At 72.2% G+C, this 15,206-nt stretch carries 14 protein-coding genes and 1 pseudogene; 5 read left to right on the top strand and 10 right to left on the bottom strand.

What is annotated here, in order from left to right; genetic code table 11:
• From ACQP6G_RS08230 to ctaE, 5 genes and pseudogenes are all read right to left on the bottom strand, one after another.
• Window positions 1–107 (bottom strand): annotated as a pseudogene (locus tag ACQP6G_RS08230) (superoxide dismutase); the annotation flags it as partial.
• A gap of 170 nt (window positions 108–277) precedes the next feature.
• A complete protein-coding gene (gene qcrB, locus ACQP6G_RS08225; RefSeq protein WP_429763780.1) occupies window positions 278–1,981 on the bottom strand; it encodes a cytochrome bc1 complex cytochrome b subunit in 1,704 nt (567 codons plus the stop codon).
• Window positions 1,978–3,030 carry a cytochrome bc1 complex Rieske iron-sulfur subunit gene (qcrA, locus tag ACQP6G_RS08220; protein WP_429763779.1) on the bottom strand — a complete coding sequence of 351 codons (1,053 nt, stop codon included), beginning with the start codon at window positions 3,028–3,030 and terminating at the stop codon, window positions 1,978–1,980. Before qcrA ends, qcrB begins: the two co-directional genes overlap by 4 nt.
• Window positions 3,027–3,806: a cytochrome bc1 complex diheme cytochrome c subunit gene (qcrC, locus tag ACQP6G_RS08215; RefSeq protein ID WP_429763778.1), complete on the bottom strand. Its 780-nt coding sequence runs from the start codon at window positions 3,804–3,806 to the stop codon at window positions 3,027–3,029. Before qcrC ends, qcrA begins: the two co-directional genes overlap by 4 nt.
• A gap of 67 nt (window positions 3,807–3,873) precedes the next feature.
• A complete protein-coding gene (gene ctaE, locus ACQP6G_RS08210; RefSeq protein WP_429763777.1) occupies window positions 3,874–4,527 on the bottom strand; it encodes an aa3-type cytochrome oxidase subunit III in 654 nt (217 codons plus the stop codon).
• 307 nt (window positions 4,528–4,834) lie between these two features.
• Here ctaE and ACQP6G_RS08205 point away from each other — a divergent pair, with 307 nt between their 5' ends.
• Both ACQP6G_RS08205 and trpD read left to right on the top strand, forming a co-directional pair.
• Window positions 4,835–5,257, top strand: coding sequence for a response regulator (locus ACQP6G_RS08205; RefSeq protein WP_429763803.1), 423 nt, complete (start codon window positions 4,835–4,837; stop codon window positions 5,255–5,257).
• Window positions 5,258–5,324: 67 nt separating this feature from the next.
• Window positions 5,325–6,419 (top strand): anthranilate phosphoribosyltransferase, encoded by a 1,095-nt coding sequence (gene trpD, locus ACQP6G_RS08200; protein WP_429763776.1) that lies wholly within the window; start codon window positions 5,325–5,327, stop codon window positions 6,417–6,419.
• 70 nt (window positions 6,420–6,489) lie between these two features.
• On the opposite strand, the gene ACQP6G_RS08195 is transcribed toward trpD, so the two are convergent.
• The 3 genes from ACQP6G_RS08195 to ACQP6G_RS08185 all read right to left on the bottom strand — a co-directional run bounded on the left by ACQP6G_RS08195 (window position 6,490) and on the right by ACQP6G_RS08185 (window position 10,487).
• Entirely contained in the window at window positions 6,490–6,771 is a 282-nt protein-coding gene (locus tag ACQP6G_RS08195; RefSeq protein WP_380245000.1) for an Lrp/AsnC family transcriptional regulator, read from the bottom strand.
• Window positions 6,765–8,573, bottom strand: coding sequence for a DEDD exonuclease domain-containing protein (locus ACQP6G_RS08190; RefSeq protein ID WP_429763775.1), 1,809 nt, complete (start codon window positions 8,571–8,573; stop codon window positions 6,765–6,767). Before ACQP6G_RS08190 ends, ACQP6G_RS08195 begins: the two co-directional genes overlap by 7 nt.
• 102 nt (window positions 8,574–8,675) lie before the next feature.
• On the bottom strand, window positions 8,676–10,487 hold the full coding sequence (locus ACQP6G_RS08185; RefSeq protein ID WP_429763774.1) for an AMP-dependent synthetase/ligase: 1,812 nt from the start codon (window positions 10,485–10,487) through the stop codon (window positions 8,676–8,678).
• A 276-nt stretch (window positions 10,488–10,763) separates the two neighbouring features.
• Here ACQP6G_RS08185 and ACQP6G_RS08180 point away from each other — a divergent pair, with 276 nt between their 5' ends.
• Entirely contained in the window at window positions 10,764–11,708 is a 945-nt protein-coding gene (locus ACQP6G_RS08180) for an ROK family glucokinase (protein ID WP_429763773.1), read from the top strand.
• Between the two features lie 49 nt (window positions 11,709–11,757).
• On the opposite strand, the gene ACQP6G_RS08175 is transcribed toward ACQP6G_RS08180, so the two are convergent.
• Window positions 11,758–12,306 (bottom strand): hypothetical protein, encoded by a 549-nt coding sequence (locus ACQP6G_RS08175; RefSeq protein WP_429763772.1) that lies wholly within the window; start codon window positions 12,304–12,306, stop codon window positions 11,758–11,760.
• 116 nt (window positions 12,307–12,422) lie between these two features.
• Here ACQP6G_RS08175 and ACQP6G_RS08170 point away from each other — a divergent pair, with 116 nt between their 5' ends.
• Window positions 12,423–13,142 (top strand): lysophospholipid acyltransferase family protein, encoded by a 720-nt coding sequence (locus ACQP6G_RS08170; RefSeq protein WP_429763771.1) that lies wholly within the window; start codon window positions 12,423–12,425, stop codon window positions 13,140–13,142.
• Between the two features lie 4 nt (window positions 13,143–13,146).
• On the opposite strand, the gene ACQP6G_RS08165 is transcribed toward ACQP6G_RS08170, so the two are convergent.
• Complete coding sequence (locus ACQP6G_RS08165; protein ID WP_429763770.1) at window positions 13,147–13,770, bottom strand: GNAT family N-acetyltransferase; 624 nt, start codon at window positions 13,768–13,770, stop codon at window positions 13,147–13,149.
• 169 nt (window positions 13,771–13,939) lie between these two features.
• On the opposite strand from ACQP6G_RS08165, the gene ACQP6G_RS08160 reads away from it, so the two are divergent.
• Complete coding sequence (locus ACQP6G_RS08160) at window positions 13,940–15,166, top strand: pyrophosphate--fructose-6-phosphate 1-phosphotransferase (protein ID WP_429763769.1); 1,227 nt, start codon at window positions 13,940–13,942, stop codon at window positions 15,164–15,166.
• Window positions 15,167–15,206: the final 40 nt, after the last annotated feature.

The raw sequence follows: 15,206 nt of genomic DNA, 5'->3' as shown, positions 1-15,206 counted from the left end.
TAGGCCGCGTGGTGCTTGTCGTGGTGCAGCTCCATGATCTTGCCGCTGATGTGCGGCTCGAGGGCGCTGTAGTCGTAGGGCAGGTCAGGGAGCGTGTAGACAGCCATGCTGAGATACCTCCGGTTGCGTGCCGCACGTCGTACCGGCGTGCGATGGGGACGTCGTCGACGGCTGGTCCCCGGCCGCTCTCACGTGCCGGGGACGACGACGGCCCGCGCACCCCGCCCAACGGATCGGGGGAGGGGAGCGCGGGCCATGGGTCCAGCCTGCAGGAGACTCAGTGCTCCCGCTCGACGTTGCCAGACCCCGAGACGAGCTCGGGGGTGTCGTGGGCGGGCTCGAGCTCGTCGTGCTCGCCGTGGGCGTGCGCCGCGGCCAGCTCGGCCGGGGTCACGGGCTCGACCCGGTCCTCGTAGAAGAACTGCGACAGCTTCTGCCAGCGCTTGTCCTTCTTGTAGCCCTTGCGCTTGACGCCACGGGCGTCGGTCGCGGGCTCGATCTCCAGGGGCCGGCGCGCCTCGTAGTTGACGCGCAGCCAGCGCTCCTGCTCGTCGAGCGGGCGGTGGACCTCGATGTACTCGCCGTTGGCGAACCGCACGATGCGACCCGTCTCGTGCCCGTGCAGCACCAGCTCGCGGTCCTTGCGCTGCAGGCCCAGGCAGATCCGCTTCGTGACCCAGAAGGCGAAGACCGGTCCGACGAAGAACAGGACCCGGAAGACCCAGGTGATCGTATTGATCGACAGGGCGAAGTGCGTCGCGATGAGGTCGTTCGACCCCGCCAGCGCCAGGATGACGAACGCCGTGAGGAACGCGACGCCGAGGCCCGTGCGGGTCGGGACATTGCGCGGGCGGTCGAGCACGTGGTGCTCGCGGTGGTCGCCTGTCACCTTCGCCTCGAGGAACGGGTACACGAACAGGAACGTGAACAGCAGGCCCGGGATGATGACCGCCGGCACCAGGATGTTCAGCGACAGCGTGAAGTCACCCCACGTGACGATCTCGGCCTGGCCGGGCATCAGACGCAGCGATCCCTCGAGGAACAGCATGTACCAGTCCGGCTGGGCACCCGCGGACACCGGTGACGGGTCGTACGGGCCGTAGTTCCAGACGTTGTTGATCGCCATCGTGCCGCCCATGAGGGCCAGCACGCCGAAGATGATGAAGAAGTTGCCGCCCATCTTCGTGGCGAACGCCGGGACCGCGGGGTAGCCGACCACGTTCTTGTCGGTGCGGCCGCCGCCCGGGTACTGGGTGTGCTTGTTGAGCACCATGAGGAACAGGTGCACGCCGATCAGCGCCAGGATGAGCGCGGGCACGAGCAGGATGTGCACCGTGAACAGGCGCGGGATGATGTGCTCGCCCGGGAACTCGCCGCCGAAGACGAACCACGAGAGGTACGACCCGATGATCGGGATCGACTTGATGACGCCGTCGGTGATGCGCAGGCCGTTGCCGGAGAGCACGTCGTCCGGGAGCGAGTAGCCCGAGAACCCGGCGAGGAGGCTGCAGATCAGCAGCAGCGTGCCGACGAGCCAGTTGAGCTCGCGGGGCTTGCGGAAGGCGCCGGTGAAGAAGACGCGCATCATGTGCACCACGATGCCGGCGACGAAGATCAGCGCCGACCAGTGGTGGATCTGCCGCATGAGCAGACCGCCGCGCACCTCGAACGACATGTTCAGCGTCGAGGAGAAGGCCGTGGACATGAGCTGGCCGTCCATGGTCGCCGGCGCGCCGTGGTGCGTGACGAGCGCCATCGACGGGTCGAAGAACATCGCCAGGAACACGCCGGAGATGAGGAGCACGACGAACGAGAACAGCGCGATCTCGCCGAGCATGAAGGACCAGTGGTCCGGGAAGACCTTGCGGACGAGCTGCTTCGCGAGCACGCCGACCTTGGTCCGCTGGTCGAGGTAGTCGGCGGACTTGCCGATCACGGTGGTCGGCTCCGCCGCGGTGGGGGGAGTTGTCGTGGTGCTCACTTCAGGCGCTCCCAGTAGCTCGGGCCGACGGGCTCGTTGAAGTCGTCCTCAGCCACAAGATACCCCTCGTCGTCGACGGTGATGGGCAGCTGGGGCAGCGGGCGCTTGGCAGGTCCGAAGACCACCTTGGAGCCGTCGGAGATGTCGAACGTCGACTGGTGGCAGGGGCACAGCAGGTGGTGCGTCTGCTGCTCGTACAGGGCGACCGGGCACCCGACGTGGGTGCAGATCTTCGAGTACGCGACGATGCCGTCGTAGGAGGCGCCCTCGCGGTGGTCGCGCTTGTGGTCGCGCGGGTCCATGCGCACCAGGAGCACGACGGCCTTCGACTTCTCGGTGATCCACTCGTGCGACTCGCGCTCCTCGGCGGGCACGTCGGGGATGACGTGCGCGACGGAGCCGACCGTCAGGTCCGACGCCTTGATCGGGCGGCCGGACGGGTCGTAGGCGAGGCGCGTGCCCTTCTTCCAGATGGTGTGCCGGAAGGAGTTGACGTTCCACGTGCCGCCGACGCTCGAGACGAGCGGCACGGCGATGGTCAGCGGGAAGAGAGCGAGCGCGGAGACGACCGCGCCCTTGAGGACGGGCCGGCGCGCGATGCCGGAGTCCTCGAGCCCGTCCTTGAACTGCTGCTGGACGACCTCGCGGACGTCCTCCGAGCTGCTGCTCGAGTGGCGCTCCTCGACGTACTCCTTGCCGGACATCAGGGTCTTGGCCCAGTGGACGGCCGCGAAGCCGATGCCGAACAGGGAGATCGCGATCGCGACACCGAGCAGCACCGTCGAGAGGCGCACGCCGGGCGTCGTGCCGTCGGGACGCACGGCGAAGTAGGCCACGATCGAGGCGATCGTGCCGAGGCACGAGATGGCGAAGAGGATCGCGATGATCCGCTCGTTGCGCTTGGCCGCCTTCGGGTCCGTGTCCGCGAGGCGCGGGTGGTGCGCGGGGACGCCCGGGTCCGCGAAGCGGTCGGTCCGGGCGGCCGTGCCGTCGCCGTCGTGCCGGGCCACGTCGCGGGACGGGCCCTGGGGGTTCTGGTTCTCGCTCACGAGGACTTCGCTCCGATCCACACCGCGCCACCGATGATCAGGCCGATGCCGATGATCCAGGCCCACAGGCCCTCGCTGACCGGACCGAGCGAGCCCAGGGTGAGGCCGCCGGCCGAGCCCTGGTCCTGCTCGTCGAGGAACGCGATGATGTCGCGCTTCTCGTCGGGGGTGATGTTGGCGTCGTTGAACACCGGCATGGACTGCGGGCCGGTGAGCATGGCCTGGTACACGTTGCGGCCGGAGGTGTCCCACAGCGGCGGCGCGAACTTGCCCTCCGAGAGGGCGCCACCGGCGCCGACGGCGTTGTGGCACATCGCGCAGTTGGTGCGGAAGAGGGCCATGCCGTTGGCGGGGTCGCCCTTGCTCCCGTCCACCTGCTCGTCGGTGGGGATGGCCGGGCCGGCGCCGAGGGACGCGACGTACGCGGCGAGCGCGGCGGTCTGGTCCTCGTCCATCTGCCGGGGCTTGGCCTCGGCCTGGGGGCCGTTCATCTGCATCGGCATCCGGCCGGTGGAGACCTGGAAGTCGACCGCGGCCGCACCGACGCCCACGAGCGACGGCGCCTCGGTGGTGCCTTCCGCGTTCGGGCCGTGGCAGGTGGCGCAGTTGGCCTGGAAGAGCTTCTTCCCGGTCTCGATGTCCGCGGTGCTGGCGGTGTCGGCCTGGGCCGGGCTCGGGGCCAGGGCGGCGTAGACGCCGCCCGTGACCAGCAGCGCCAGCAGCAACAGCACGACCGGCGCGAACCGGTGGTGCCTGCGGGCGGCGAGTGCCTTCACGAAATGATCCTCGTCTCGCAGATCGAAGGTGCAGGGTCAGTGCCGGCGGCGACGCCGGCCGGGGGGTTCAGCGCAGGAGGTAGATGACGGCGAAGAGGGCGATCCACACCACGTCGACGAAGTGCCAGTAGTAGGACGTGACGATCGCGGTGGTGGCCTCGTGGTGGCCGAAGTTCTTGGCGGCGAAGGAGCGCCCCAGCAGGAACAGGAAGGCGATGAGGCCGCCCAGCACGTGGAGGCCGTGGAATCCGGTGGTCAGGTAGAAGACCGAGCCGTACGGGCTGGAGGAGATGGTCAGGCCCTCGTGCACCAGCTCGGTGTACTCGAAGATCTGGCCGCCGATGAAGAACGCGCCCATGAGGTAGGTGAGGGTCATCCACTCGTGCATGCCCCACTTGCTCACCTGCAGCAGGGAGCCGGAGCGCACCGGCTTGAACCGCTCGGCGGCCCACACGCCCATCTGGCAGGTGACCGACGACAGCACCAGCACGGTGGTGTTGATCGTCGAGAAGGTGATGTTGAGCTTGTCCGCCTGAGCGGCCCACTCCGCCTCGGGCATCACCGACCGGACGGTGAAGTACATCGCGAAGAGGCCGGCGAAGAACATGAGCTCGCTCGCGAGCCAGACGATCGTCCCGACCGACACGGGGTTCGGACGGTTGACGCTCACGTGCTGGTGGGCATGGGGGGCAGCAGCCGTTGCGGTCGACACGTCAGCCATTATGGCCGACATACGGCCTGTTCGAGCCACTCGGGCGGGTCTGGCGGAAAGTCGATGTGCACAGAATCTGCGGAAACTCGCCACTCTGCTACTACGAGGTGACGGATCCGTGGAGAGTGCCAGTAAAAGACCACGTTCGGCACCTGCCCGAGGTGACGCGAGTGTGCCACGATGCCAGCAAACGTCGACGTCCGACGGTCGCGGTACAGCTGCCGGACGTCGTGCCCGTGCCTGAAGCCGTGCACGTCCGCGAAGGGGAGCCAGAAAGTTGACGGATCAGACGGACCAGACGGACCCGACGACGACCATCCCGACCCGCTCGACCGGAGCGATCGCCCCGGCGGCCCGCGGGCCGCGCATCCTGCTCTACAGCGACGACCGGACCGTCCGCGCCCACGTGAGGACCGCCGTCGGGCCCCGTCTGCGCGCCCATGCCCCGGAGATCGCGTGGGCGGAGGTCGCGACGCCTGCGGCACTCATCGCCGCGGCCGACCGCGGCGGGTGGGACCTGCTCGTGCTGGACGGTGAGGCGGACAAGTCCGGTGGCATGGGACTGTGCCGTCAGCTCAAGAACGAGGTGTACCGCTGCCCGCCCGTCGTGGTCCTCACCGGCAGGCCCGACGACGGATGGCTAGCATCGTGGTCGCTCGCCGACGCCGTGGTGCCGAGGCCGCTCGACGCGATCGAGCTGCAGCGCGCCGTGGCCGGCCAGCTCGCCGCGACGGCCTGACCGACGGACCCGTGAGGGTCGAGCCAGGTGCGTCCGGACCGCGCGACCACCGAACCGGAGGAACCTGGTGCCCACGAACGACCGCCCCGTGCCCGCGCAGCCCGAGCAGACGTCGCCCGAGCAGACGTGGCCCGGGCTGCTCACCGAGCTCATCGCCGGCCACGACCTGAGCTCGCAGGACACCGCCTGGGCCATGGACGCGGTCATGTCGGGCGAGGTGTCGCCGGCCCGGCTCGCGGCCTTCCTGGTGGCGCTGCGGGCCAAGGGCGAGACGGTCGAGGAGCTGACGGGGCTCGCGGACACGATGCTCGCGCACGCCCGCCGGTTCACCGTCCCGGGGCCGAGCGTGGACATCGTCGGCAGCGGCGGCGACCGCGCGCACACGGTGAACATCTCGACCATGGCGGCGGTCGTCGTGGCCGGCACGGGCGTCAAGGTGGTCAAGCACGGCAACCGCGCCGCGTCCTCCTCGTCCGGTTCGGCCGACGTCCTCGAGGCGCTGGGTGTGCGGCTCGACCACGGACCCGAGCGCGTCGCCGAGCTGGCCGAGCAGGTCGGCATCACCTTCTGCTTCGCGATGGTCTTCCACCCGTCGTTCCGGCACGCCGGCGTGGCGCGGAAGGAGCTCGGCGTCGCGACCGCGTTCAACTTCCTCGGTCCGCTGACGAACCCGGCGCAGCCGCGGGCCACGGCTGTCGGGGTCGCGGACCCCCGGATGGCGCCGCTGGTGGCGGGTGTCTTCGCCGCGCGGGGGACGCGGGCGCTCGTGTTCCGTGGCGACGACGGCCTGGACGAGCTCGCTGCGACCGGCGGCTCGACCGTCTGGGAGGTCCGCGACGGTCAGGTCACCGAGGCGCGCCTCGACGCCGCCGCCGAGCTCGGGCTGCGGCGCATCGACGTCGCCGACCTGCGCGGCGCCGACGCGCACCACAACGCCGGCGTGGCACGCGACGTCCTCACGGGGGTCGACCAGGGCCCGGTGCGGGAGACGGTGCTGCTCAACGCGGCGGCCGCCCTCGTGGCGGACGGCAGCCTGCCCGGCACGGACGCCGGCACGCTCGTGGAACGGCTGGCGGCCGGTATCGGCCACGCCGCGCGCAGCATCGACGACGGCGCTGCCGCCCGCGTGCTGGAGCGCTGGGCGGCCGCGACGCAGGACTGACCGGAGGTGCACGGCGGGCGGCCGATCCTTCGCGCGCGAGCACGTGTCCGGCCGCCCGCCCGGGGCGGCGTCAGTCGTCGAGGCCGATCGCGAACGCCTGCTCGAGGTCGACGTTCGAGTAGGTGCGGAAGGCGATCAGGGTCTCGGTGCGCACGACGCCCGGGACCTTGCTGATCCCGTCGGCGATGACGTCGGCCAGCTCCTCGTGCTCGCGTACCCGGACCATGGCGACCAGGTCGGCCTTGCCGGTGACGGAGTAGACCTCGCTGACTCCCTTGAGGTCGGTGACCTTGGTGGCGACCTCGGGGATCTGGTCGGCCTCGGTGTCGATGAGCACGATCGCGGTCAGCATGCCGTCATCGTAGCCACCGGCGGCGGGGCCGCGAGGCGCCCGGCGGTCTCGTCGCCCTCGCCCGGCGCGGCCCACAGACCCGCGACGGTCGTCGAGACCGCGCCGAGGTCGGCGTGCGCGGCGGCGGAGCGCACGGGGCACGTCCAGGGGTCGCTCACGTGCACCAGCCGGACCCCCGGCTCGTCCAGCCAGGCCAGCACGAGGGCTGCCTCCTCGGGATGGCACGCGGGAGCGGGAGCCACGGGCGGGGTGACGGCCTCCGCCGTCGCGCGCAGGGCGTCGACGACGGGCAACGGGTCCTCGTCGGGTCCGGTGACGGCGGTCGCGGAGAGCCGCGCGTGCTTCACGACGACGAGCTCCCAGCCGCCCGCGGGGGTGGGCCGCGCGGCGACGAGCTCCGCGCACCGGGCGACGGGGTCCAGGCGCTGGGCACGCGCCGCGCCCTGGACGAACGCCCGGAGCCGGTGGGTCACCGTCCCCGCCTCCTCGAAGCGTTCCTGGGCCGCGAGCCGGCCCACCCGCGCGGCGAGGACGTCGACGACGACCGAGGGGTCGGACGTGAGCGCCGTGCGTGCCGCGTCCGCGACGGCGTCGTACCCCTCGTCGGGTGTGCCGGTCGCCGTGCACGGCGCGGAGCAGCGGCCCATCCCCGCGAGGGCGCACGGGCTGCCGGCCGTCCGCGCGACCCGGGGGAGCCGTGCCGCGCACTGGCGCAGCGGCAGGGCGTCGTGGACCGCCTCGACGGCGGCCAGCGCGGCCTGCCGGGACGTGAACGGGCCGATGTGCGGGGTCCCGGCCCGCACCTCGCGCACCACCGACAACCGGGGGTAGGCCTCGTCCGTGAGACGCACCCACGCCTGGCGCTCGGGGTGCTTCGAGCGCCGGTTGTACCGCGGCGCGTGCTCGGCGATGAGGCGCAGCTCGCGCACCGACGCCTCGAGCGGCGTCGCGCAGACCACGGGCGTGACGGCGTGCGCGATCCGCACCATCTCGGTGATCCGACCGCGCTTCTCGGCAGCCGTGAAGTAGGACCGCACCCGCTTGCGGAGGTTCGTGGACGTCCCGACGTACAGGACCTCGTCCCCGGGGCCGCGGAAGAGGTAGACGCCCGGGGCCTCGGGCAGGCCGTCGGCGAGGGTGCGCTTGCGGCGCACGTCGGGCGGGACGGGGTCGGCGGCGCCGGCGAGATCCTCCAGGTGGGTGATGCCGAGGGGCGCCAGCCGCTCCAGGAGCGCGTGCAGCACGTCGACGGTCGCCCGCGCGTCCGCCAGGGCGCGGTGCTCGGGCGTCACCCGCGCACGGAAGAGCGCGGCCAGGGTGGACAGCTTGTGGTTCGGCGCCTCGTCGCGGGTGACGACGCGACGCGCGAGGGGGACGGTGTCCACCACCCGGAACCCCGGCCAGTCGTAGCCGAGCCTGTCGCAGGCGGCCCGCAGGAAGCCGACGTCGTACGGCGCGTTGTGCGCGACGAGCACGGCGTCGCGCGCGAACTCCAGGAAGCTCGGCAGGACGAGCTCGACCGGGGGAGCCGTGGCGACCATGGACGTCGTGATGCCCGTGAGCCGGGCGACGAAGGCCGGCACCGGGTGGCCCGGGTTGACGAGCGACTGCAGCTCGCCCAGCACCTCTCCGCCGCGCACCTTGACCGCGCCGATCTCCGTGATGCCGCCGTCGGCGGCTCGCCCCCCGGTCGTCTCGAGGTCGACCACGACGAAGGTGACGTCCCGCAGGGAGGTGCCGAGGTCCTCGAACGAGGGCTGGAGCGCGGTCGTGCGCGTCGGGTGCGGGGTGGTGCTCGGCATGCCGGGACCGTAGCGGCGGCCTCCGACAGTCGGGGGTGGGGACGGGCGAGCTCGCCGAGACGGTGGTCTCGGCGGGCTCGGGTCCGTGCGGGCGGTGCCGGGTCAGCTCGCGGACTTCTGCCGGGTGTCGACGTACAGCTCGTCGATCTCGGCGGCGAAGTCCTTGACGAAGACGTGGCGGCGCACGCTCTGCTTGGGCGTGAGATAGCCGTTCTCGACCGTGAGGTCGCCCGGCAGCACGGCGAACTTGCGGATCGACTCGGCCTTCGAGACCGCCTGGTTGGCGCGGGTGACGGCGGCGTCGAGCGCGGCCAGCACCTCCGGGTCGGTCGCCGCCTGCGCGGGCGTCATCTCGGGCTTGCCGTGCATCTTGAGCCAGCCGGGCAGGCCCTCGGCGTCGAGAGTGATCAGCGCGCCGATGAAGGGGCGGTTGTCGCCGACGACGACGCACTGGCTCACGAGGGCGTGCGCCCGGATACGGTCCTCGAGGAGCGCCGGGGCGACGTTCTTGCCCCCGGCCGTCACGATGATCTCCTTCTTGCGGCCCGTGATCGTGAGGAACCCGTCGTCGTCGAGCGTGCCGAGGTCGCCGCTGCGGAACCAGCCGTCGGCGAACGCCTCGGCGGTCGCCTCCGGGTTGTTGTGGTACCCGCGGAACACCTGGATGCCGCGCAGCAGGACCTCGCCGTCCGAGGCGATCTTGACCCCGCAGCCGGGCAGCTGGGGCCCGACCGAACCGATCTTGATGGCGTCGGGGCGGTTCACGCTGGTCGGCGCGGTGGTCTCGGTGAGCCCGTAGCCCTCGAGGATGGTGACCCCGAGACCGCGGAAGAAGTGCCCGAGCCGCTCGCCGAGGGGGCCGCCCCCGGAGACGGCGTACTGGGCCTGCCCGCCGAGCACGGCGCGCAGCTTCGAGAACACGAGGGTGTCGGCGACCTTGTGCTGGAGGCGGAGCCACAGCGACGGGCCCGACGGCGTGTCGAGCGCGCGCGAGTAGGCGATGCCGGTCGCGGCCGCCCAGTGGAAGATCTTCAGCTTGCCCCCGGCGGCGGCCTTCTGCTCCGCGGCGTTGTAGACCTTCTCGAAGACCCGCGGCACCGCGAGGATGTAGGTGGGCCGGAAGGCCTCCAGGCCGGCGGTGACCGTCTTGAGGTCGGCCCAGTGGCCGAGCACGGTGCCGCTCGCGATCGCGAGGATCTCGATGTAGCGCGCGAAGACGTGCGCCAGGGGCAGGAAGAGCAGGGTGCGCCCGCCGTCCTTGAAGACGTCGGGCACGGCGGCGACGGCGTTCACGCCGAGCAGCGCGAGGTTGCCGTGGGTGATCTCGGCACCCTTGGGGGTCCCGGTCGTGCCGGAGGTGTAGATGATCGTCGCGACGTCGGCGAGATCGGCGATCCCGCGGCGGCGGGCGATCTCGTCGTCGGCGACGTCGGCGCCCGCGGCCGTCAGCTTGGCGATCGCGCCGTCCTCGATCTCGAGGACCTCGCGCAGGGCCGGGGCCCGGTCGGAGACCTCCGCGACGGTGGCGGCGAGGCCGGAGTCCTCGACGACGAGCAGCGTGATGCCGGAGTCGGTGAGGATCCACTCCACCTGCTCGGCGGAGGACGTCTCGTAGATCGGCACCGGGACCGCGCCCGCCGCCCAGGCGGCGAAGTCGAGCAGCGTCCACTCGTAGCGCGTGTGCGACATGATGCCGACGGGGTCGCCGGGCTGGACGCCCCGGGCGACCAGCCCCTTCGCGACGGCCACCACCTCGGCGTCGAACTGTGCGGCCGAGACCGGCTGCCAGCCGTCGCCGGAGGGACGCTCGGCGAGCGTGGCGCGCGGGTCGCTCGCCACGCGGGTGGCGAGGAGGTCGTTGAGGTTCGACGTGGCAGGCAGCTCGACCGCCTGCGGAATGGTGATCTCGTCCATGCTGACTCCATCGTCCATGCTCATGCATTGGCCAGGGGTGCGTTCCCCGGCCGCCACGATACCGGGTCTCACGCGTGGTCCAGGACACGGTTCGGTGACGGTCCGTGACCACCGGTGACGTCGCGGTGACGTCCCGGTGGTGGACGAGCGTCGCACCCCTCGGTCGCGGTGGCTAGTCTTGTCCCTGCGCGCACCGCGCGCCCCCGCGCCGCGACGGCGACCGGGTGATGCGCCGTACGGACGCGGCGTCCCGACACATGAACGCGAGGTTCCCGCATGCACGCCATCGGAGTCGACATCGGCGGCACGAAGATTGCCGTGGGTGTGGTGGACGAGGCGGGCAAGATCCTCGCGAAGGTGCGGCGCGAGACGGTCGCCGACGACGTCGCCTCCATCGACCGGGCCATCGCGGACGCGTGCGCCGAGCTGGCCAAGGAGCACGAGGTCGGCGCCATCGGCCTGGCCGCCGCCGGCTTCGTGAGCCCCGACCGCCGGTCCGTGCTCTTCGCCCCGAACATCGCCTGGCGCGAGTACCCGCTCGCCGAGCGGATCGAGGCGCTGCTGGACGTCGACGTCCCCGTGGTCGTCGAGAACGACGCGAACGCCGCGGGCTGGGCGGAGTTCCGCTTCGGTGCCGCCCGCGAGGCCACCGACATGCTCATGCTGACGGTCGGCACCGGGCTCGGCGGCGCGATCGTGGTGGACCGAGAGCTCGTGCGCGGCAAGTGGGGTGTCGCGGCCGAGGTGGGGCACATGCGGGTCGTCCCGGGCGGCCACTACTGCGGCTGCGGGCACGAGGGCTGCTGGGAGCAGTACGCGTCCGGCACGGCCCTGGTGCGCGACGCGAAGCAGGCCGTGATCGCCCAGCCGGAGCGGGCGACGCGGCTGGTCGAGCTCGCCGGCGGCGACGTGTCGGCGCTCGAGGGCCCGCACGTCACGCAGGCGGCACAGGAGGGCGACGAGCTCGCGGTCGAGCTGCTGGCGACGCTCGGCCGGTGGATCGGCGAGGGCTCGGCGTCCGTCGCCGCGCTGCTGGACCCCGAGCTCATCGTCATCGGAGGAGGCGTCGGCGCGGCCGGCGACCTGCTGCTCCTGCCCGTGCGCAAGGCCTACGAGGCGCAGCTGTCGGCCCTCGGGCACCGCCCGGTGGCGCAGATCGAGCTCGCCGAGCACGGCAACGAGGCGGGCATCATCGGCGCCGCCGACCTCGCACGGCGCTGATCCGCCCGTCGCCCGGCCCCGTCGCCAGGCCTGGCCCCGCACGGGCCGGTCAGACGACGGCGCCCGTGCTGTGGTCGTCCGGGTCGCGGCGGTGCGGCATCCGCCAGACGAGGATGCCCAGCGCGACGAGGAACAGGACGCCGGCGACAGGGCCGGACCATCCCGGGATGCGCAGGGCCGGGACGGCCGAGCGCAGGACGACGCCGAGCACGACGAGCACCGGCACCCCGACGACCACCGCCCACGCGAGGGTGAGGAGCGGGTCGCGGGAGAGCACCGGTTCCGGCTCCGGCGGCGTGAAGTGAGACTCCGTCTCTTCGAGATCCTCGATCTCGGGCGTGACGGGCCAGTCGCGGGGACCGGGGCTCACCACCCGACCGGGCGGCGGCGCGGTGTCCTCGCGGCGCGGGTCGGCCGCGGGCTCGCTCGCGGTGTCGCCCGTGGTGCCGCCCGCAGGCTCGTCCGCCCGGTCGGCGTCGTCGGGCTCGTCGAGCGGCCCGAGCTGGGCGACGATGTCGGCCCACCGCGCCTCGACGGCGTCGTCGGGCAGGTCGTCGTCCGGCAGGTCCGGATCGGCGTCCGGGTTCGGTGCGGGCATGGGTTCACTCTATTGTCGTGGGCGAAGCAACGCGTCGACGGTCCGCCCGCCGGCGCCACGGCCCGTCGACGGCGGTCCGCTGACCGGGGGCTGCCGGGACTGGGCGAGGAGGACAGTTGTTCTACTGGGTGATGAAGAACGTGCTGGTGGGGCCGTGGCTCCGGCTGGCGTTCCGCCCCTGGACGAAGGGCGTCGAGAACGTCCCGACCTCCGGTCCGGCGATCCTCGCGAGCAACCACCTCGCCGTCATCGACTCGTTCGTGCTGCCGCTCGTCCTCGACCGCCAGGTCCAGTTCCTGGGCAAGTCGGACTACTTTACCGGCGGAGGCGTCCGCGGTCGCCTCGTGGCCGGCTTCATGCGTGGGGTCGGGACGATCCCGGTGGACCGCTCGGGCGGCAAGGCCAGCGAGGCCGCGCTCAACACGGGGCTGCGGGTGCTGGACGACGGCGACCTGTTCGGCATCTACCCGGAGGGCACCCGCAGCCCCGACGGGCGGCTGTACCGCGGCAAGACCGGCGTCGCCCGACTGGCGCTGGAATCCGGCGCCCCCGTGATCCCCGTCGCGATGGTGGGCACCGACGTCGCGCAGCCGCTCGGGCGGTCGGTCCCCAAGCCGATGCCGATCGGGATGGTCTTCGGCGAGCCTCTCGACTTCAGCCGCTACCGCGGGATGGAGGGCGACCGGTTCGTGCTGCGCTCCGTGACCGACGAGATCATGTACGCCATCCTGCGGCTGTCCGAGCAGGAGTACGTCGACGTCTACGCGGCCACGATGAAGGCGCGCCTCGCGGCGGCCCAGCAGCAGCCGCCGGAGGAGCCCGCCGCCGGCTCCTGACCGGCTACCCGGGCACCTGGCCCACGACGAGGCTCAGCCAGGCGTCCGGCGGGACCTCGGGCCGGCCGGGCACCGGACGGTGCGTGACCGACCACCCGTCGCCCGCGACGTCGGTCGCGACGCGCGGCCAGAACGACGCGGCGCCGGCGTTGGCGTCCTGGTACGCGATCTCCCACGGGCCCGGCACGTCGCGCAGCACCGCCGCCGCGACCTCGCGCCCGACGCCGCGCTGGCGGGCGGCGCGCGCGACGAAGAACGCCGAGAGCACGCGGGCCGGCGCGTCGAGCCCCCGGACCAGGGCGAACGCCACCGGCCGCTCGTCCGAGCGGCCCCGTGCCCCGTCGGGGACCATGGCCAGGTAGCCGCGCCAGGTCGCGGCACGACGGCCCGTCCCGTCCTCGTCCGCCCGCGCGTCGCGGTCGATCTCGTCGAGGGCGGTGCGGAGCCGGTCGTCGCGGAACCGGCCGTCGGGCCCCGGCAGCTCGCCCGAGACGGCGGACATGTCGTGGCGGAAGAGCAGCCACAGCCGTTCGAGGAGCGCGCGGTCCTCCGGCGTGGCGCGGCGGACTCGGACCGGCGCGCCGGCGAGGTGGGCGGACGGGTCGGGGAAGGGTGCAGGAGTCGTCATACGCAAGAGCCTCCCGGCGCCGGACGGCGGGGAGGCTCGCCCGACATCATCGCACGGCCGGGCGCCGCCGCGCACGGCGCGTTCGCCCGGCGGACGGCCGGGACCGGCACGAGGAGGTGCTCCTAGGATGGAGTCGCTGTCCGTCCCCCACCGAGAGGTAACCCCTGTCATGTCGGTTCGTCGCGTGGCTCTCCTGACCGCCGGCGGCTTCGCGCCCTGCCTGTCCTCCGCCGTCGGCGGCCTCATCGAGCGCTACACGGAGCTCGACCCGTCGATCGAGATCATCGCCTACCAGTACGGCTACCACGGGCTCCTCACGGGCACGAAGATCGTGGTCGACGAGGAGGGCCGCAAGCAGGCCGGCATCCTGCACCGCTTCGGCGGCTCGCCCATCGGCAACTCGCGCGTCAAGCTGACCAACGCCGCGGACTGCGTCAAGCGCGGCCTCGTGCAGGAGGGTCAGAACCCGCTGGAGGTCGCGGCCGAGCAGCTCAAGGCCGACGGCGTGGACGTGCTGCACACCATCGGTGGCGACGACACGAACACCACGGCCGCCGACCTCGCCGCGTACCTGCACGACAACGGCTACGAGCTCACCGTCGTGGGCCTGCCCAAGACGATCGACAACGACGTGGTGCCGATCAAGCAGTCGCTCGGCGCCTGGACCGCCGCCGAGGAGGCCGCGGGCTTCGCCGCGAACGTCATCGGCGAGCACCGCTCCGGTCCGCGCATGCTCATCGTGCACGAGGTCATGGGCCGGCACTGCGGCTGGCTCACGGCGGCCACCGCGAAGGAGTACCGCTCGTGGCTCGACGCCCAGGAGTGGGCCCCGGCCCTCGGCCTGACGCGCGAGCGCTGGGACGTGCACGCCGTCTTCCTGCCCGAGCTGGAGATCGACATCGACGCCGAGGCGGCGCGCCTGCGCGCCGTCATGGACGAGATCGGCAACGTCAACATCTTCCTGTCCGAGGGCGCGGGGATGAACGAGATCGTGCAGCAGCTCGAGGCCGCCGGCGAGGAGGTGCCGCGCGACCCGTTCGGGCACGTCAAGCTCGACACCATCAACCCCGGCCAGTGGTTCGCGAAGCAGTTCGCGGAGAAGCTGGGCGCCGAGAAGGTCATGGTCCAGAAGTCGGGCTACTACTCGCGCGCCGCGGCCGCGAACGCCGAGGACCTGCGCCTCATCAAGTCGATGACGGACCTCGCCGTCGAGTGCGCGCTGCGCGGCGAGGCCGGCGTCATCGGCCACGACGAGGAGGACGGCGACCGCCTCAAGGCGATCGCGTTCCCGCGCATCGCCGGCGGCAAGGCGTTCGACGTCAGCCAGCCGTGGTTCGGCGAGATCCTCGAGGGCATCGGCCAGCCGCTGGTGCCCGCGAAGCCCGCCGCGCACTGACGACGGCGACCCGCCGACCACCGAGCCAGAGGCAGGAGCA

This window comes from Isoptericola nanjingensis (assembly GCF_050311635.1).
Taxonomy (GTDB): Bacteria; Actinomycetota; Actinomycetes; order Actinomycetales; family Cellulomonadaceae; genus Isoptericola; species Isoptericola nanjingensis.
The sequence above is the reverse complement of the archived record's forward strand: the minus strand, read 5'-3'. Positions and strand labels throughout refer to the sequence as shown.

Coding starts and splice junctions, on each gene's coding strand:
- ACQP6G_RS08190 (WP_429763775.1), bottom strand. CDS start 8,573: ATGCCGAGCACCACCCCGCACCCGACGCGCACGACCGCGCTCCAGCCC.
- ACQP6G_RS08185 (WP_429763774.1), bottom strand. CDS start 10,487: ATGGACGAGATCACCATTCCGCAGGCGGTCGAGCTGCCTGCCACGTCG.
- ACQP6G_RS08180 (WP_429763773.1), top strand. CDS start 10,764: ATGCACGCCATCGGAGTCGACATCGGCGGCACGAAGATTGCCGTGGGT.
- ACQP6G_RS08195 (WP_380245000.1), bottom strand. CDS start 6,771: ATGCTGACCGCGATCGTGCTCATCGACACCGAGGCCGACCAGATCCCC.
- ACQP6G_RS08160 (WP_429763769.1), top strand. CDS start 13,940: ATGTCGGTTCGTCGCGTGGCTCTCCTGACCGCCGGCGGCTTCGCGCCC.
- ACQP6G_RS08175 (WP_429763772.1), bottom strand. CDS start 12,306: ATGCCCGCACCGAACCCGGACGCCGATCCGGACCTGCCGGACGACGAC.
- ACQP6G_RS08165 (WP_429763770.1), bottom strand. CDS start 13,770: ATGACGACTCCTGCACCCTTCCCCGACCCGTCCGCCCACCTCGCCGGC.
- ctaE (WP_429763777.1), bottom strand. CDS start 4,527: ATGGCTGACGTGTCGACCGCAACGGCTGCTGCCCCCCATGCCCACCAG.